General features: G+C 74.3%; 9 protein-coding genes. All 9 read right to left on the bottom strand.

Annotated elements, in window-relative coordinates; all coding sequences use genetic code 11:
• The 9 genes from M3148_RS01175 to M3148_RS01215 all read right to left on the bottom strand — a co-directional run bounded on the left by M3148_RS01175 (position 1) and on the right by M3148_RS01215 (position 19,204).
• Positions 1–1,362, bottom strand: a complete 1,362-nt coding sequence (locus M3148_RS01175) for an FHA domain-containing protein (protein ID WP_251302814.1) — start codon at positions 1,360–1,362, stop codon at positions 1–3.
• Between the two features lies 1 nt (position 1,363).
• Positions 1,364–2,545: an FHA domain-containing protein gene (locus M3148_RS01180; RefSeq protein ID WP_251302815.1), complete on the bottom strand. Its 1,182-nt coding sequence runs from the start codon at positions 2,543–2,545 to the stop codon at positions 1,364–1,366.
• A gap of 83 nt (positions 2,546–2,628) precedes the next feature.
• Positions 2,629–2,925: a WXG100 family type VII secretion target gene (locus M3148_RS01185; protein WP_251302816.1), complete on the bottom strand. Its 297-nt coding sequence runs from the start codon at positions 2,923–2,925 to the stop codon at positions 2,629–2,631.
• Between the two features lie 203 nt (positions 2,926–3,128).
• Positions 3,129–7,556 (bottom strand): FtsK/SpoIIIE domain-containing protein, encoded by a 4,428-nt coding sequence (locus M3148_RS01190; RefSeq protein WP_251302817.1) that lies wholly within the window; start codon positions 7,554–7,556, stop codon positions 3,129–3,131.
• The gene (locus M3148_RS01195; protein ID WP_251302818.1) at positions 7,556–9,814 is read right to left on the bottom strand and encodes a transglutaminase-like domain-containing protein; all 2,259 of its coding nucleotides are present in this window, start codon (positions 9,812–9,814) and stop codon (positions 7,556–7,558) included. Before M3148_RS01195 ends, M3148_RS01190 begins: the two co-directional genes overlap by 1 nt.
• Positions 9,811–11,082: a DUF58 domain-containing protein gene (locus tag M3148_RS17680; RefSeq protein ID WP_251302819.1), complete on the bottom strand. Its 1,272-nt coding sequence runs from the start codon at positions 11,080–11,082 to the stop codon at positions 9,811–9,813. Before M3148_RS17680 ends, M3148_RS01195 begins: the two co-directional genes overlap by 4 nt.
• A gap of 3 nt (positions 11,083–11,085) precedes the next feature.
• A complete protein-coding gene (locus tag M3148_RS01205) occupies positions 11,086–12,081 on the bottom strand; it encodes an AAA family ATPase (protein ID WP_251302820.1) in 996 nt (331 codons plus the stop codon).
• A 48-nt stretch (positions 12,082–12,129) separates the two neighbouring features.
• The gene (locus M3148_RS01210; RefSeq protein WP_251302821.1) at positions 12,130–18,327 is read right to left on the bottom strand and encodes an Ig-like domain-containing protein; all 6,198 of its coding nucleotides are present in this window, start codon (positions 18,325–18,327) and stop codon (positions 12,130–12,132) included.
• 166 nt (positions 18,328–18,493) lie between these two features.
• Positions 18,494–19,204 (bottom strand): hypothetical protein, encoded by a 711-nt coding sequence (locus tag M3148_RS01215; RefSeq protein ID WP_251303004.1) that lies wholly within the window; start codon positions 19,202–19,204, stop codon positions 18,494–18,496.
• Between the last annotated feature and the right edge of the window lie 7 nt (positions 19,205–19,211).

Raw genomic sequence — 19,211 nt, forward strand, 5'->3', positions numbered from 1 at the left:
TCACCGGGGCTCGCGCAGGACGGTGTGCTCGACGTCGGCGTCGCCGACCGTCAGCGTCGTCGCGCCGAGGACGACGACGTCGCCCTCACGCAGCTCGACCGGCTCGCCGGGCCTCAGTGGACGGTTCTGCCCGTCGGGCAGGTGGAGCACGGTGCCGTTCGTCGACCCGCGGTCGAGGACGACGACGCGGCCGGGCTCGACCGTCACGGTGAGGTGGGTCTTGGACACGCGGTCGTCGGCGACGGGGAGGAGGGCGGCCGGCTCCTCCTCGGCGCGGGGCTGCGGCGAGCGCCCGACGAGGGTGCGGCCGGGCGCGAGGACGCGGCCGTCGGACAGGCGCACCGCGGGGTGCGGTGCGCCGGCAGGCTCGTGACCGTCGAGCGGTGTCCCGGCAGGCTCGCGACCGGCGAGCGTAGCGTCGGCAGGCTCGCGACCGGCGACCGCAGTGTCCGCGGCAGGCGCGACAGCCGCGACAGGTGCACCGGCCGCCTCCTGCGGTGCAGGTGCGGGTGCGGGCATGGGCGGCGGCGCCGGCGCGGGGCCGGGCGAATCGGGCACCCCGGGCGGCGGGGTGCCGGCGTCGGGCACGCGGCCGCCGACGACGATCGAGCCGCTACCGACGGCCGGGGTGAGGCCCGCGACGCCGGGGTCGGCGGACGCCGGCTCGTCGTGGGCGACGCGGTGCATGCGGGCGCGGTGCACCCGGCGCAGGCCGCTCGCGGTGAGCAGCGCCGGCAGGAGGCACACGAGCGTGAGGAGTGCCTGGGTCAGCCACTCCCCGCGCACGTCGTCGGCGGCGTAGGGGGTGGAGGCCTGCCCGTAGCCGAGGACGGCGCGCGTGGCTAGCACGACGGCCGCCGCGCTGAGGAGCAGGACCACGAGGGTGCGCGGCAGCAGCGGCGGGCGCCACAGCTCCCCGGCACCGGAGGTGCGGTCGGCCGCGACGGCCTCCTCGTGGGCGCGCAGGGTGTCGGGGTCCGCCGTCGTCGCGTCGACGCGGCCGCCGTCGGCACGGACGGCGGTGGCCAGCGTCCACCAGCCGGCGGTGGCGCGGGCCAGGGCCGAGCCGGTCGCGACGAGGATCCCGCCGAGCACCGTGGCGGCCAGGAGGAGCCCGATCCCGACGGCGGACGCGAAGCCCTCCCCGCCGTCGGCGACGCCGCGTCCCACGAGCACCGCTCCCCCGGCGCCGAGCGCCCAGGCAAGGGCCGCGAGGCCGAGGCGGGCCCAGGAGCCGAGGGCAGCGGAGAGGTCACCGAGGGCCTCGGCGCGACGGATCATCATCGCGCCGTGGCCGGGCCACGAGCGGTTGCGGGAGTCCGGGCCCAGCCAGGGGCGGGCGGCGGGGGGCGTGAGCGGCATGTCAGGCGACCTCGAGCGGACGTCGGGCGGCGCCGGCTCGCACGTGCAGCCGTGTCCGTCCCAGGTGGATGATCGCGGGTGCCCGGACAGTCGTGACCTGCCACGGGCGGCAGCGGACGAGGGACCCGTCGGGAGCCTCGAGCAGCGTACCGTTCGTCGACGCGCGGTCGACGACGCGCACCTGGGCGCCCTCGACGGTGATGGTGGCGTGCGTCTTCGTCACGGTCTGGTCGGTGAGGACGACGACGTCGTCGACGACGTCCTCGGGCCGGGCCTGGGGCCGACGCCCGACGAGCGTGGTCCCCGGCCGCAGCCGGCGTCCGTCGGGCAGGACGACCTCCACGCGGGGCTCCCCGGGACCGCCCGGCGCGGCGCTCTCCGGGCCGGCGAGCGCGGCGCGGACGGAGGACAGGTCGAGCTCGACGGTCGGCGGCCCGAGCGGCGCGGGCCCGGCGGCAAGGACGGCGGGAGGCGGCGGCGCGAAGCTCGCCGGGTGCCGGGGCGCGGCGGCCGGCTCGCTCGCCACGGTGGGGCGGGTCCAGGCCGCCTCGAGGACGACGCGCACGCCACCGAAGGTGCCCACGGCGACGCCCGCGGCGGTCAGTGCCGCGACGCCGAGCACCGCGATGACGACGGCGCGGGTGGCGTCCGGCAGGGCCGCGGTGCCGGAGGCGCCGAGGTAGGCGCCACCGAGGGTGCCGGTGCGGGCCAGCGCCCAGGCCAGGGTGACGGTGAGCGCGACGGCCGCCGCGGCCGCGGCGGCGGCGAGCGCGGCCCGCCAGCGCAGGACGGCGAGCAGCCCGCCGGCGTCGGTGTCGCTCGCGCCGGCGGCGGGCACGCGCAGCCACGCGGCCGCGGCGACGGCGAGGCGCCGCCCGGCGCGCAGCACGCCCGTGGCGAGCCACAGCCCCGCGGCCAGGACGAGCGCCGCGGCGACGGCGAGGGCCGCCGTCGTCGTCGTCGTCAGGCCCTGCCACGGGAGCACGGCGAGGAGGGTGGCTCCTGCGGCGGTCAGCGCCCAGGCGAGGAGGCCCAGGAGGGTGCGGCCGGTGGAGCGGTAGCCGGCGGCGAGGACGTCGAGCGCCTCGCGCCGCAGCGGGGCGAGCTCGGCGTGGTGGGTGTGCGCGGGGACCGCCACGTCCAGGTAGGGCAGCGCCGCCCTCGGCAGGAGCGCCTCGCGCACCGTCGTCGTCCTCTCGAGTGGTGTGTGCAACGCACACCGCCGGGCACGGGCCCGTGGACCCGTACCCGGCGGAGACGCCTGAGTCAGCCGCGCGCCTGAGCGGCGAGCGCCTCGTCGGTGGCTCGCATCTGCTCAGCAGCGCTGGTGAGGTAGTTGCCGAGGTTGGTGAGGTTCTCGATGACCTCGGTGGCGTTGGTGGTGAAGTCCTGGTACGTCTGGTTGAACGCCGTGGAGGCCTGGTCGGTGACGAAGCCGGAGTTCACCAGGTTCTCGATGTAGTCCCGCAGGGCGGAGAGCGTCGTCTGGACCTCCTCCTTGTTGGTCACCAGGTAGCTGGCGGCGTTGTCCATCTCTTCGTAGGTCACGTTGATGTTGGCCACGAGGTGTCTCCTTCACATTGGTGCCCCACCGCCCACCGGCGAGGTCTCACAGGGACATTCCTACCGGCTGCGCACCCCGCTTGTCGCGCCCGCCCCATGGGGAGAACTCCCCTGCCCCCCACCCCTCCACGCATATGCGGGATTATGGCGGCCCGACGGGCACCCGGGCCGCCAGAATCGCGCATATGCGGAGTCGTGGGGGGTCAGCCGCCGAGGAGAGGGAGCTGGACGCGGCGGACCTTGGCCTTGTCGACGAGCATGCCGCGGCCGACCGGGAACTCCTTGCGCTGGACGCGCGGGAAGGAGGTGCGGAAGAGCGAGTCGCCCTCCATCTGGTCCGGCTGCAGCGCCAGCCCCCGGCGGCCGTTACGGATCTCGGCGATCAACGGCCAGGAGGCCCCCCAGGTGCTCGTGTCGCCCTCCCCGACAACGAGGTGCTCGTTGCGCTTGACCGCCTTGATCACCTCGACGAGGGGCTGGTCGGCCGGGCTGGTAAGGAAGTCCGCGAGCGCCTCGATGACGACAACGGTCCCCACCTGGCCCTCCGGCGGCGGTTCCTTGAGGTCCCCGACGACAGCCTTGGCGAGCTCGGCGACGTCCGCCGGGCCCGTGGCGGCCTCGTCCCACAGGTCCAGGCTCCGCAGCCCGGAGCGGCGCGCCCCGAAGTACAGGAAGCGGGCCTCGGGGTGGGCACGCTGGATCGAGCTGACCAGCCAGTGCAGGGCGTTGGTGCGCCCGGACTGCGGCGGGCCGGCGAGCAGGAAGGTGCCCAGTGCCTCGATGCCCACCGGCTCCAGGGTGTCGTCGGCGACGCCGACCACCGGCCGCCCGGCCAGGGCCCGCGGCATCGTGTCGGCCGGGATGATCTCGGGCAGGCGCCGCACGGCGGGTGCCTCGGGCACCCCGGCCCGGCGCAGGGTGCCGGCGAGCTTCTCGATCGCGCGGACCTGCTCGGCGAGGTTCGGCGAGCCGCCGAGCACGGCGACCTGCATCTCCAGGCCGCCGGCGATGGCGCGCCCGGGCGGGGAGGACTCGTCCAGGACGTCCTTGGGCGCCCCGAGCATCGCGTAGGCGTTGGTGTCGACCTGCCGCATGACCACCTTGCGCGGCAGGCTGCCGGCCACCGAGGACGGGATGGACCCGGCGCGGTCCGCGGTGACTGCGACGTGCACGCCGGCACCTCGGCCGTCGACGAGCAGCTGGAGGAACAGCTGGTAGAAGGGCATCCGGGCGCCGATGGACTCCCACTCGCTGCGGAACGCGCCGTAGCCGTCGATGAGGAGCAGGATTCGCGGCTCGTCGGGCCGGCCGGCGATCGTCCGGTACTCCTCGATCGTGCTCGCCCGGGCCTCGGCGTACCGTCCCGAACGCTCCTCGACGGTCTCGCGCAGCTGGCGCAGCAGGCGCTGGACGCGCTCGGCGTCGTCCCCGTCGATGACCGAGCCCACGTGCGGCAGGCCCTCCAGGGCAGTGAGCCCGCCGGAGGCGAAGTCGAGGGCGTAGACCTGGACCGGCCCGCCCTTGGGCGTGATGCCCGCGGCAATGGCGAGGGTCCGCAGCGCGGTGGACTTGCCCGCGCCGCTGCCGCCGTAGAAGGCGATGTTGCCGTCGACGTCGGGGCGGTAGTAGGTGGTGGTCTGCCGCTGGTGCGCGGGGTCGTCGACAACGCCGAGCGGCAGCGCGGAGTCGGAGCGCGGGTGCAGCGCGGACAGGTCCTGGACCTGGGCGAGCGTGGGCAGCCACGGCTTGCGGGGCGCGGGCACACCGGCACTGACGGCGGCCGCCGCGATGGAGTCGACCACCCGCCGGATGTCGGTGGGGCCTTCGTCGACGGGGCCTGCCGGCTCGACCTCCTCGGCCCGCTCCGGGCGCTCCCAGCGGGTGCCGGCGCCCATCGCGAGGGTCTCCACCTCGACCTGCGGCTTGGGCCGCGCCGTCGTCGAGCGGCCGCCGGCGTAGCCGGTCTGGAACATGGTGACGCGCCCGGGGCCGGTCCGGGCCGCACCGCGGCCCGGGAGGGAGGGGTCGAAGCCGGCGGCGACGGGCAGGCCGAGGACGTCCTTGGAGTCGGACTCGTCGTTCATCCGCAGCGCGACGCGCAGGTTGGTGTTGGCGCGCAGGTTGTCCTTGATGACGCCGGCGGGACGCTGGGTGGCGAGGACGAGGTGCAGGCCCAGGGAGCGGCCGCGCTGGGCGACGTCGACGACGCCGTCGACGAACTCGGGCACCTCGGTGGCGAGGGCCGCGAACTCGTCGACGATGATGATGAGGCTCGGCGGGCACTCCGGGTCCCCGGTCCGCTCGAGGGCGAGGAGGTCCTTGGCGCCCTTGCGGTTGAGGAGGTGCTCGCGGAAGTGCAGCTCGGCGCGCAGGGAGGTGAGCGCGCGGCGCACCAGGTGCGGGGACAGGTCGGTGACGAGGCCCACGGTGTGGGGCAGGTCGACGCAGTCGGCGAAGGCCGAGCCACCCTTGTAGTCGACGAAGAGGAAGGTCACCCGGTCGGGGCTGTGCGCGGCGGCCATGCCGAGGACCCAGGACTGGAGGAACTCCGACTTGCCGGCGCCGGTGGTGCCACCGACGAGGGCGTGGGGGCCCTGGGTGCGCAGGTCGAGGGTGAAGGGCTCGGTGGCCGCCTGTCCGATGAGGGCGCGCAGGTTCGCGTCGTGCCGGCGCCGCTGCGGCGGGCTGCCGTCGCGCGGCGTGAGCGAGCCGTTCTCGCGCCACCGCTCGAGGGTGGCGGCCGGGCCCTCCGCCGTCTCCGGGCCGATGAGGCCGAGGTAGGAGACGCGGGCGGGCAGGTCGGAGGCGTCGTCGACGGGCGCGCCGGCGTCGACGACGGCGGCCAGGTGCTTGGCCAGGGCGAGGACCTGGTCCTCGCTCACCGTGTCGCACGCGAGCGGGCGGACCGCGGCCCCCTGCTTGACGTAGCCGGCCGTCGCGCCGTCCGCCGTCGTCGAGACGGTGAGGAAGGTGCGGCACACGGCGGGCAGACGCTCCTGGGCGGGGGCGCACCACAGGACGTGGATCCCGACGGCGGGACCCTCCTCCGCGATCCGCACGAGGCGGCCGCGCTCGATGGGGGCGTCGTCCTCGACGAGGAGGACGAGCGTGGGCAGGTAGAGCTTGGAGGCGGGCGTGGCGGCGCGGCGGCGCGCGTCGAGCAGACCCTCGATCTTCCCGACGAGCTGGATGACGCCGGCCTGGTTGGACCCGACGTGCGGGCCGTCCAGCGGGGAGTGCACCGAGCCGACGTGCGGAAGCCACTTCGTCCAGTCCCAGCGGGCGGCGCTGGCGGCGGAGGTCGCGACGGTGAGGACGAGCTCGGCCGGGGAGTGGAGGGTGACGAGCTGGGCGACGGCCGCTCGCGCGACGTCGTCCAGGATGTGTCGCGGGCCGGCCAGGCCGAGTGCGCCGCTCTCGCGGAGCTGGACCGTGGCGGGGACGCCGTCGATCTCGCGGAAGTCCTCCTTGAGGGCGCTCACCATCTCCCAGTGCTCGGGGATGGCGTCGTTGCGCGCGGGCAGCTTGACCGTGGCGCGGGAGGGCAGCCTGCCCAGCCCGAGGCGCAGGTCGAGGTAGGCCTCGTGCTCGGGGCGCCGGGTCCACAGCAGCGGCTCCAGCGCGAGGGCGGAGCTGCGGACGTCCTGCACGGCGGGGGACTCCCCCAGCCGGGTCGTCCGCTCGCGTTCGCGCTCGACCTCCATCTCGGTACGCATGAGATCGACGGACTGTCCGAACTGCTCGATGGCGGCGCGGTACTCCCGCTTGCCGGTCACCCGTCTGTCGATGTAGTTGCCGATGACCATGAGCGGCATCATCAGCATGAAGACCATGCCCAGGGCGCCGCGGCCGACCATGAGGAAGATCGGTGCCATGAGCAGCGGGATGAGCAGGATGACGATCGGGAACTTCGTCGGCTTCGGCGGCTCGGGCGGCTTGGGCGCCTCGTGCTCCTCACCCTCGTAGACGGGCGCGAGCCGCGGGGACCGGTTGAACTCCACGTGCGCCGCCCCGGGCGCCGCGTGCCGGCTGGCCGCGATCCGGGTCACCTGGATCGTCGTGTCCCCGAGGGTGACGGTGTCCTCGGGCAGCAACGCCGCACGCTGGACGAGGCCGTCCCCCATGAGCAGGCCGTTGGCGCTGCGCAGGTCGACGATCTCGATGATGTCGGTGACGGCGAGGCGCGCGTGCTCCTTGGAGATCGTGGGGTCCGAGAGCCGCACGTCGCAGCCCTTGCCGCGGCCGATGATCGAGGTGCCCTCAGGGAGGGTGACCTCCAGGCCGGCGTCGGGCCCGTCGATGACGGTGAGGCGCGCGGCGGCCGGCAGGTCCCCGCCCGCGCCGTCGAAGCGGGCCGCGGCCTGCGCGAGCGACACGACCGAGCCGGACCGGACCGTCTCGGCGGCGGCGTCCTCGGGCAGGAGCAGCCGGGTGGTGCGGTCCTCCGAGCCCGGGGTGCCGTGGATGCGCAGGGTGAGCTCGCGGCGGTCCTGCTCGGAGAGCAGCGTGGGGACGGGGTCGGTCTCGGCGAGCGCGCGGGCGAGCTCGGCGACCGTGGCGGTGCCGTCGACGGTGACCGCGAGGTCGGCCGGCTCGGCAGAGGTCCGCAGCAGCGTGAGCTTGATCCGCATCAGCGGCCCTTTCGCAGTGAGGTGAGCGAGATCCGCGAGCGTAGCCAGCGGCGGCGGCCCACGGCCTCGCGCAGGCGGCCCTCGGTGGACTGCACGTGCTCCCAGTAGCCGGTGACCGCACCCTCGTCGGGCAGCACCGGGCCGAAGACGCCGGCGTCGGCGTGCCGCGCGAGCGCGGCGGTGTCCAGCCGGGAGACGTCCACCGGCCTCGCGCCGCGGCGCCGGGTGCTGCGCCCGCCGGCGAGGCTGTCCTCGAGGTCGCGGGCCTGCTCGTGGCGGGTGCCCGAGGGGGTGACCGGGACGCCGAGGTCCCGGGCGTGGTCGACGACCTCCGCCCAGCCCCCGGCGACCCGCCCGGAGCCGCTACCGCGGGTGCGCCGCCGTCGCCGGCGCAGCACCTTGAGCAGGACGATGAGCAGGAGCGGGAGGAGCAGGACGAGGATCGAGGCTCCCACGCCGATGACGATGAGCATCGTGTAGCTCAGCGGCTCGTCCTCCGGGACGTCCTCCTCGTCCGCGTCGACCTCGTCGCGGTCCATCGGGGGCGCGTCGGGCGGCTCCTGCGCGGGCGGCGGCGGCTGGAGCACCTGGGGCTGCGGGCGGTCCTGCGGCTCCGGCTCCTCGACCTGGGGGATGCGGTCCTCGTCCGGCGTCGGGTAGAAGGGCACCCAGCCGTGGTCCTCGAAGGCGACCTCGACCCAGGCGGTGACGTCGTCGCCGGTGATCTCCACCGGGCCGCTGACGCCGGCGGCCTCGGGCGCGAAGCCCATGACCACGCGGGTGGGCAGGCCGACGGCGCGTCCGAGGAGGCCCATGAGGGCCGCGTACTGCTCCTCGTCCCCGATCATCAGCTCCTCGGTGACCATCTGCGCGAGGCGGGCGGCGCCGTGGCCGGCGAGCGAGGGCGCGTCGCCCTCGAGGCCGTGGGAGAAGTAACCCTCCTGCAGACCACCGACGAGGGCCTGGACCCGGGCGAGCGGGGTCTCCGCCGAGGCGACCATGGCCGAGGCCTCGGCGACGACCATCTCGGGCACGCCGGAGAGCTCGGGCTGGTCGACGCGGCCGAGCGGAGCACCCTCGAGGGCGCTGACCGGGGGCTCGACGACGGGCGTGGCGAGGAGGGAGTAGCTGTCGCCCTTGCGCAGCCCGCTCGTGACGATGCCGGTGGCGGAGGCGCGGTTGAAGTAGAGGTTGCGGCCGGTCTCGGTGGCGTCCGGACCGGCGAACTCGACGTCGTAGGTGCGTCCCACCGTGGGCAGCCACACCCCCGCGTACTCGCCGAGCTCGATCTCGACCGTGGCGGCGTCGTCGGGCACGGTGGCCTCGACGCGCTCCCCGATGCGGGTGAAGGTGCCCGAGCCGGCGGCGCTGCCGTCGGCGCTCCCGGCGACGGCCCACGTCGTGCCGTCGTAGGCGTCCATCGTCGCCAGGCGCACCGGGGCGCCTGCGGGCAGGCCGCTCACCGTGAGGATCGTGTCCTCGCGGTGGTCCTTGAGGTAGGAGCGGAAGCCCGCGAGCGGGCTGGGGTAGTCGTGCGGGTCCAGCGGCGGCTCGATGATCTCGCGCAGGACGACGCGGTGGGTGTCCCCGGGGGCGAGGAGGCCGACGCCGGTGCCACCGGCCGCGGCGACCGCGACGAGGACGAGGACGGCCACCGGCCGCCCGTGCTGCAGCCGCCCGGTGCGCCACGTCGCCCACAGCAGGCCGGTGAGGGCGCCGACGAGGGCGAGCGGCAGCGCGAGGACCTCACGGGCCGTGCCGAGGAGGATCGCACCGGCGAGGACGACGGCGGGCGCGAGGAGCGCCCACGCCGGCCGGCGGGTCCGCAGCGAGACGGTCACCGCGACGAGCGTGGCGAGGAGGGCGAGGAGGTAGGGCGCGGTCAGCGTGTTGCCGACCGCCCCGAGCGGCGGGGCGAGGGTGACGACCTGCTTCCAGGACGTCACCGCGCCGCTGCCGACCGCACCGAGGGTCTGCGGGGTCGGCACGATCCCGGCCAGCGCCGTCGTCGGGGCCCCGAGGGAGGAGCCGAGGACGGTCGCCCCGAGGGTCGCGGCGATGATCGTGAGCGTGGTCCACCGGCGCCACGCGCCCAGCGTCGCGACGAGCGTGCCGAGCACCGCTCCCCCGAGCGCGGCCGCCACGAGGCGGGCGCTGCCGTAGACGGGCACGAGGGGGACGAGGGCGAGGAGGACGAGCCCGACGGGGACGAGGACGTCGACCCAGCGGGCGCGCAGCAGCGCGAGGTAGTCGCTCACCGGCGCTCGGCCTTCCGGAATCCGCGGCGCAGCTCGGAGAGCTCGCCGATCGTGAGGACGGTGACGACGCCGACGGTGTGGACCGCGGTCTCCGCGCCGCTGACCACCTGGACGGCGAAGGCGCGCGCGTCCACGGGGAGCACGGCGCCGGCGGCACGCAGCTGGTCAGGGGTGACGGTCGAGCCGCACACGAGGACGACCATCGAGGCGCGCTCCACCTCGCGGCTGACCTGGTGGGCGATCGACACCACGCCCGTGGGGCCGCCGCCGCGCTCGAGCCGGGTGAGGGAGTCGAGGTACTGGCCCGGGGAGACGGCGCGCAGGGTCTCGTGGCTGGTGAGGGTGGTGAGGTCCTTCTCCTCGCGCATCGCCTGGAGGGCGAGGGAGCCGAGGGTGGAGACGGCGGTCTCGAACTCGTCGTCGTCGCCGTAGTCGCGCTCATTGCGGCTCATCCCGACGACGAGGTGGGAGCGGCGGGTCTCCTCGAACTGGCGGACCATGAGCTTGCCGGCGCGCGCGGAGGTGCGCCAGTGGACGTAGCGGCGGTCGTCGCCGGGGACGTACTCGCGCAGGGCGTGGAAGGACAGGTCCGCGCTCGTCACCTCACGGGTGGGCCGGCCCTCCAGGTCGTGGATGAAGCCGGCGGCCGAGGAGCTGAGCACGACGGTGCGGGGGTGGACGTAGAGCTCCTGCGGGTCGCCCCAGGCGACGCCGCGGCGCATGAGGCCGAGGGGGTCGCCGCGGACGGTGCGGACCGGACCGACCGGGATGACGCTTCTGCGGCTCGTGGGGATCGCGAAGATCTCCTCGTGCTCCTCACCCGCCCCGAGGCCGGGCAGGTGGAAGCCGACCTCGGCGGCGCCGACGGGCAGCTCGACACGGGCGGGCAGCACCGGGTGCGCGGCTGCGTTGCGGACGATGACGCCCGCCATCGCCCGCTCCCCCACGACGACGCGGCGGTCGCTGAGGCGCAGGCTCACCTCGTAGGGGTGGCGGCCGAGGGTGAAGATGAGGGCCGCGAGGAAGGTGGTGACGAGCGTGGCGCCGAGGACGACGAGCTCGACCCAGCCCAGGCGCCGCCCGGCGACCCAGGCGACGAGGCCGACGACGAGCACCGCCCAACCGGCGACGCTCACCGCCCTCGCGGCACGCTCGATCCCGAGCCGCGGCCCGCGGGTGCGCTCGACCAGGGACCGCAGCGCACTGGTCTCCGACAGTCGCTCGGAGAGGGCGGCGCGGCCCCGGGTGGTGGTGGAGGGCTCGCTCACGGGTTACTGGTCGCCGCCGCGGCGGGTGGGCGGGGCGATCTCGGCGAGGACGCCGCGGATCGCGCCGGCCGCCGTCGCCCCCTCGAACTCCGCCTCGGCGTCGAGCACGATGCGGTGCGCGAGGACGGGCTCGGCGAGGTCCTTGATGTCGTCCGGGACGACGTAGTTGCGCCCGTGCGCGGCCGCCCAGGTCTTGGCGGCGCGGATGAGGGAGATGGCGCCACGGACACTGACCCCGACGGTGACGTTCTCCGCGCGGCGGGTCTCGGCGACCACGCGCGAGACGTACTCGAGGACGGCGGCGTCGACGTGGACGGTGCCGGCGAGCTCGATCATCTCGACGACGGCGGTGCCCGTGATGACGGGCGTGACCCCGCCCGCGCGGTCGCGGGTGGCGGCGGCCGCGAGGATGCTCACGGTCGCGTTGTGGTCGGGGTAGCCGACCGAGGTCTTCATGAGGAAGCGGTCGAGCTGGGCCTCGGGCAGGCGGTAGGTGCCGGCCTGCTCGATGGGGTTCTGGGTGGCGAGCACGATGAAGGGCCGCCCGACGTCGTAGGGCACGCCGTCGAAGGTCACGCGCCCCTCCTCCATGACCTCCAGGAGCGCGGACTGGGTCTTCGGCGAGGCGCGGTTGATCTCGTCGGCGAGGACGACGGAGGCGAAGATCGGGCCCTTGTGGAACTCGAACTGCTGCGTCTTGGGGTCCAGGATCGACACGCCGGTGACGTCGGAGGGCAGCAGGTCCGGGGTGAACTGGATCCGTGAGCTCGTCGTCTGCACCGCCGCGGCGAGCGAGCGGGCGAGCTGGGTCTTGCCCGTACCGGGGACGTCCTCGAGGAGCACGTGGCCGCCGCTGAGCATCGTCGTGACGACGAGCCGGATGACGTTGGCCTTGCCGACGACGGCCCCACCGACGGCGGAGACGATCCTCTCGAAGGTGTCGGCGAACCACGCCGCCTGCTCGGGCGTCATCGTGGTCTGCTGCTCGGTCGTGGTCATGCGGGCTCCGTGTCTCTGGGGCGGTCGTGCGGGAGGGAGGGGCGTGTACTACTTCGCCCATCTGATGGAGTGACACGCGTTGACACCGTTGCCGGTGACACACACACCGACCGTGTCGGGGTTGGCGGTGCCGTTGGGGGAACCTCGGAAGGTCGGGCTCTGCCACGACCCTGATCCCGACAGCGTTCTCGTGTAGGTCCGCCAGTGACCGTCGCCGGGCTCACTGCTGGCGGTGAACCGCACCGTGTAGGTCCCCTGAGGCATGTCCGCCCACGAGAACTTCAGGTACGCGCAGTTGGCGTCGTTGCACTGGGAGTTGTTCACCCTGTCACCCCTGATCATCCGGACGCTCGGGTCCGGCGGGGGCGGGGGCGGGCGCCGCACGGGCGCGTCGATCGTCCGCACCGAGGCGTTCGCGGTGCGCTCCTGGCCGTCGGCCCGCTTCACGCGGATCTGGGCCTGGTAGGTGGTGCCCCAGTCGCCGCTGATCTTGCGGCTGCCGTTGGGCGGGACGTTCTCCCAGCCGCCGTTGTCGATCTTCAGCTGGATGCTCGTCACCTCGCGGCCGTTGCCGTCGGGCGTGGTCCAGCTGAACGTCGCACCCGGCTGCTCGGAGACGGTGTCGATGTACGTGTTGTGGGCGCCGTGCCGCTGCCCGGACATCGTCGCCTGGCCGAAGGGCCCGAAGGGGACGGCGGCCGCCGAGGCGGGGCTGCCCTCCCCGCAGTAGGTGTTGCAGGCGCGCACGGAGAAGGTGTAGCTCGAGCCGTCGTTGAGGCCGGTGATGAGCTTGGTGGAGGCGAGCTGGCTCCAGCCACCGCCGTTGATGCGCACCTCGAAGCGGCGGACGGGGTCACCGTTGTCGGCGGGGTTCTGGTGGCGGAGCTGGACCTGACCGTCCGCCCCGGTCGCCTCGGCCGTGACGCTGGGGACCCGGTCGGGCTGGAGGAAGGACCGCACCGACGCGGACGGGGGGCTCACCGGGCCGGTCCCGGCCTTGTTCCTCGCCGCCACGGTCACGGTGTAGTCGCTGCCGGCGGGCGCGTCCTCGGTGAAGGAGGTCTGGCCGCCGGGCAGGGAAAAGGACTTGAAGGCGGAGCCGTCGCGACGGATGACGACGTCGTAGGACGCGATCGCGTCCCCGTTGTTCGCCGGCGCCGTCCACGAGGCGGTGATCTGGGCGTTGACGGGCGAGTCGACGCGCTGGGCGACCGGCGCGACCGGCGCCTCGGGCTTGCCGGCGGGCACCTCGGGCGCCGACCACTCCGACCACTCGCTGGGGTCGGGGGCGTCGTTGTGGGCGCGTACGCGCACGGTGTAGGACTGGCCGTTCCGCAGGCCGGTCCACGTGTGGGAGTTGCCGCTCACCGAGATCTGCCCGCCACCGGGGGACGGCGCGATCTGCAGGTCGTAGGAGGTGACGTCCGAGCCGCGGCTCACCGGGGTCTGCCAGGCGACCTCGAGCTGGCCGTCACCGAAGGTGAGCGTGGGCGCCCCGGGCCGCTCGGGCTTGACGTCGGGTCGCGCGACCGCGGACGGGCCGGAGGGCTCGGAGTCGCCCACCTTGTTGACCGCGGTGACCGTGAAGGTGTACTCGACGTCGTTGGTGAGCCCGCCGATGGTGCAGGTGGTCGTCGGGCACTCCTGGCTCACGCCGTCGGCCTCGACGCGGTACCCGGTGATCGGCGCACCGTTGTCCGCGGGCGCGGACCAGGTGAGCACGACGGTCTCGTCGCGCACCTCCTCCACGCGCGGCGGCGCCGGGCGTTCGGGGACCCCGATGACGGAGTAGGAGATGCGGCCCTCGACGTCACGCAGCGGGTCACCGGTCGCGTCCTGCACGGTGTAGCGCACGGCGGCCCGGCCCACGAACTCGGCTCCCGCCGTCACCGTGACCGTGCCGCCGTCGGTGACGGGCTCCGGCCCGCCGGTCTCGCTGCGCGCGCCGACGACGATGAGCGGCTCGCCAGGGAAGGGGTTGAAGGCGCCCTGGAGCACGTCGACCGACTCCGACTCGCCCTGCTCGATCTCACCGAGGTCGACGTCGTTGACCGACGCGAGGCGGCGGTTCGACGCCGTCACCGTCACCTCGATGACGCCGGGGACCGGCTCGGCCTTGGAGTCGGAGACGGTGATCTCGATGTTGCCGGCCGTGCCGCGCGGGGTGTCCACGGGCGCGGAGACGGTGAGGTTGGGGCCGTCGAGGCTCGCGTCGACGCCATCGGGCACACCGACGAGCTCGTAACGCAGCTGGTTGAAGTCCCCGGTGTCGAGGTCCTCCGACAGCTGGCGCAGGTTGAGCTCGACCGGCCCCTCCGCGGGCACGACCTCGACCGCTGCGCCGTCGAAGGTCGGCGGGGTGTTCTCCGTCGACTCGACGGTGATGTCGAGGGTGAGCACGGCCGTGAGGCCCGCGGGGTCCTCGGCACTCTGGCCGTCGGTCACCTCGAAGGTGATGGTGGCCGGCCCGGCGTAGGTGGGCGCGGAGGTGAAGGTGAGCGTCGTCGGGCCCACGACGGGCGAGCTGCCGTCGGAGTTCGTCGCGCGCACCTTGTCGGCGTCGGTGAGGCGCACCTCCTTGCCGCTCGGGGCGATGACGTAGTCCGCGAGCTCGAGCTCGCGGGTCTCCCCCGTCGCGACGACGATCGGGTCGACGTCGGTGCGCAGCACCGGGCCGGAGTCCTCCAGGCCGGGGACGTCGACGAAGGCGTAGGACGTGAGGCCGTCGAGGTCGGTCACCGAGTAGGTGAGCACCTGCCGCGAGGCGAGCACGTCGACCTGGATCTCGTCGCCGACGACGGTCGCGTTCTCCGGGGAGCCCTCGAGGCCCACCGTGAGGTCCTCACGGCTGCCGTCGGGGTCGGAGTCGTTGTCGAGGACCGGGATCGTCACCCGCTCCTGGTCGAGGATCGTGATGGCCCGGACGAGGTCGTCGACGGCGACGGGTGCCTGGAGGGGCGCGTCGGCGTCGACCCGGACGGTGATGATGCCCGTCGAGGTCCCGCCGCGCTGGTCGCTCACGTGGTACGGCAGGGCGAAGGTGCCCTCCTGCTCGGGCGTCGTGATGCGCAGGCGGCCGCTGTCGAGCTGCTCGACCTCGAGCCCCTCGACCTCGTCGACGGCGGGGTCGCCGAGGTAGAGCGGATCGCCGTCGGGGTCGGTGTCGTTGACGATCGGGTCGAAGTCGACGACGCGGCCCGGCCGCACGGTCACCTCGTCGTCCAGGGCCTGCGGCGCCCGGTTCAGCTCGGGCGGCGGGACGACGGCGACGCGCGCCGTCGCCGAGGCGTAGGTGCCCATCCGGTCGCGGACGGCGTAGGTGAAGGTGTCGGTGCCGGTCGAGCGGGAGTAGGCCTCGTAGTCGATGTACGTGGGCCCGACCTCGACGATGCGGCCCTTCGTCGGCGCGCGGTCGGCGCCGAGGAGCTGGACGGAGTCGCCGTCGGGGTCGATGCCGAAGAGCGGCACCTGGATGCGCACCCGCTCGCCGGCAAAGGCGCGCGACTCGACGGGCAGCGGCTGCGGCGGGGCGTTGCGCTCGCCGTCGTCGGCCTGGACGTAGATCGTCACCTGGGCGGAGGCGCGCTGGTCGGACTCGTCGACGACCTCGTAGACCGCGTTGATCGTCTGCGGCTGCTCCGGTGCGCGGAAGCGCAGCGTGTCGCCCGAGGCGAAGAGGTGCCCGGCCTGCGGCTCCTCGACGAGCTCGCTGTCCAGCTCGAACTCCAGGCCCGCGGGGTGGGAGTCGTTGGACAGGACGGGGATCGTGACGAAGTCCCCGGCGCGGACGTTGGCGACGTCAGCCTGGGCGACCGGCGGCTGGACGAGCGCGTCCGGCGGGACCTGCATGACGACGACCTCACCGGTGGCGCTGGACTGGCCGTTGGACACCTCGTAGGTGAGGCGCTGGGTCGTCTGGACGTCCTGGCTCGCGGTGATCTTGAGGATGCGGTGCTCGAGGACGGCGACCGTGAGGCCGGAGCCCTCCGGCACGTCGACCTGCCGCACGGCGAGCAGCTCACCGCTCGGATCCTCGTCGTTGGCGAGGACGTCGACGAGCACCTGGCCACCGGCCGGCAGCAGGCCGACGTCCTGGACGGCGACCGGCGCCGCCTCGGCCGGCTCGCGCACGTCGACACGGATGAGGCCGGTGGCGGAGGCACCGGCGTCGTTGACGACGATGTAGGTGAGGTAGTACGTCTGCGCGGCGTCCGCGGAGAAGCGGAACGCACCGGCGTCGTAGTCGGGCACGACGGTCGCGCCCGGCACCTGCTGGACGTCGGCCAGGCGCAGCGGCTCGGCCTCGCCGCCCGGGTCGGTGTCATTGGCGAGCGGCTCGACGACGGTCTCCTGGCCGGCGATCGCGGTGACGAAGTCGAAGACGGGCGTGGGCGGCAGCGCGCCGGCCGGGCGCACGTCGACGTCCAGCTCGACCTCGGCGGTGTCGGTGCCGTCGTAGACCTCGATCGCCACCGGCTTGATGCCGGGCGTGACGCCGGAGTCGACGAACGTGACCGCGCCGTCGGGGGTGAAGCGGACGATGTCGTCGGTGCTGGCGGTCGCGCCGACGACGACGAGCTCGTCGCCGTCGGGGTCCATGACGGTGTCGAGGACGTTGACGCTGCCGGTGGCGCCGGACACGAGCGTGAGGGCGGCCGGGCGGACCTGCTCGGGCGGCCGGTTCGCCTCGGCGGGCACGACGGTGACGCGGGCGACGGCCTCGGCCTCTCCCCCGCGCCCGTCACTCACCGAGTAGCGCATCGCAAAGGCCCCGCTCGCGCCGTCGGCGACGGCGATCTGCAGGGCGCGGCCCCCCATGATCGGGCGGACGGTGCCGAAGGACTCCGCGGGCGCGTCGAAGGAGGCGACGGTGAGGAGGTCGCCGTCGGGGTCGGTGTCGTTGGCGAGCACCTCCAGGACGGTCGTCGACCCAGCGCGGACGCCGAGCTCGTCGTCCTGGGCGATGGGGTCGCGGTTCTCCTGCTCGCGGTCGAGCGGGAGCTGCTCCTCGATCTGCTGCTGGGACTCCTCCTCGTCATCGCTCGCGGCCTGCGGCGGCACGACGTCGTCCCAGTTCTCGACGATCTCCATCGCGTCCTTGACCAGCCACACGGTGCCGGCGACGAGGTCGTTGAGGACGACGACGTCCCGGTTGACGCGGAACACGAGCTTCGCGTCGGTGAGGGTCTTGTCGATGGGCTGCTCGGCGACCTCGCCGTTGCCGCAGCGGGACTGGTAGACGCCGGTGGCGCCGGCCCACGCGCCGTGGCTGCAGCCGGCGACGACGACGGGCTCGGTCGGCGTGCCCGGCTGGGAGACGGGGTCCACGGTCGGCTCTCCGCGGCCGAGCGGGACGCGCACGAGGCCGTCGCGGGCGGCAAGGACGACGTCGCGGGCGGCGTCGGAGGGCGCCTGGAGGGCCACCTGGGAGGTGTCGGCGAGGTCGGCCAGCTCGAGCGGCTCGGTCTCCGGGCGCAGGAGCGTGACGCGGTCTTGCTCGTCCCTGACGAGCACGACCGGCTCGTCGCCGACGGCGCTCACCTGGATCTCGGCGTCGGTGAGGCGCTCGGGGTCGATGCCGAGCTCGGCGACGGCGGGCTCCTCCTCACCCTCGGGGTCGAAGCCGGCGGGGACGGTGACGAGGGTGGCGTCGCTCGGGGAGACGCCGTAGGTGGTCCCGTCCACCCCGACGGCGATGACGGCGTTGGCGCCCAGGCCCACGGTGGGCTCGCGCTCCTCATCGGCGAGCCCGCCGGCGCCGAGGACGGGGGCGGTGTGGAGCTGGCCGCTGCGCGAGTCGAGGACGGCGAGGGTCTCGCCGTCCATCTCGATCTGGCGGGGGCCGGGCAGGGACACCGTGGTCGTCGTGAGGACCGTGGCGGGGTCGACCTGCTGGAGGACGCCGGTGCCCTCGTCGACGAGGAAGACGTGGCCGCCGTCCTGGAGGACGTCGAAGCTCGCGCTGCGGGCCGCGAGCCCGCCGTCGAGCAGCTGGACCTGGCTGTTGAGGCGTCCCAGGCGCATGTGCTCCTGGCTCGTCACCCACACGCCGCCGTCGTTGAGGTCGACGTCCGCCGTGGCGACGCCGTCGTACAGGACGCCGGCGACGACGAGGCCCGCACCGAGGACGGTGACCGTCGCGGTGGAGACGACGCGCTGGCGCCGCTTCGGGTCCGCGGGGCGGCCCTTGCGCTGAGGGATCGGCTCGGCCCGGCGTGAGCGCCGGCCCGTGGGGACGTCTGGCACGTCGGCACCACTGTTTCGCCCGCGTCCGAGTCGCACGTGTCCCGCCCTACGTCGTGTGTGGAGGCATGCTGCGCTCCGGCGGCCTCACCAGGCCCCCGGCGCCGCTCCGCAGACTAGCAAAGGCGAGACGTGCAAGCGCTGTCCGGCCATGGGGAGAACTCCCCCGTCAGCCCGCGGAGTTGCGGGCCTTCTCCTGGTCCAGCCCCGGGAGCTGGTCGGCGCTGACGATGCGCGAGGCGACGGCGTGCTCGACGAGCCGCGCGCGCCGGTTGACCGCCAGCTGCTGGGGGCCGCCGCGCAGGCCCCGGACGCCGTTGCGGTCGAGCTTGTCGCAGACGTTGTCGAGCTTGCGGTTGAACTTCGTCAGCGCCCAGCCCAGCCGCTCGGCGGCCTGCGCGGACGTGGGGATCGCCGCGCTCCCCCGGCCCGAGAGCACCGGCTCGGCCAGCGCGAGGACGAGGAGGTGCTGGGACTCGGTGAGGGCGACCGGCCCGATCGTCGTGTCCCCGACGTGGACCGGCTCGGCCTTGGCGGGTGCGAAGGTCGGGTCGGGGTTGACGAGGTTGATCTCGTAGGTCGTGGGCCCGGCGGTGAAGAGGATCGTCGTGCCGGCGTAGACGAGCGGCAGGCGCGCGCCCGGCGCGAGCCAGGCCTGGGTGTTGCCCTCGCTGTCGGCGAGGGTCGCCGACAGCCGGGCGCCGACGTTCTCGATCCACCACAGGTCCTCGACAAAGGCGATCCGCAGGAAGCGCCGGTGGAGGTAGGGGTTGTCGTCGATCTCGAGGGCGCCCTCGCGCCCGACGTAGAACGGCTCGTCGCGGGAGATGGGGAACCACTCCCCGCAGAACTCCAGCTGCAGCGTGCTGTCCTCGCTCATCGTCTCC

Source organism: Georgenia satyanarayanai (assembly GCF_023715365.1).
GTDB classification, from domain to species: Bacteria; Actinomycetota; Actinomycetes; order Actinomycetales; family Actinomycetaceae; genus Oceanitalea; species Oceanitalea satyanarayanai_B.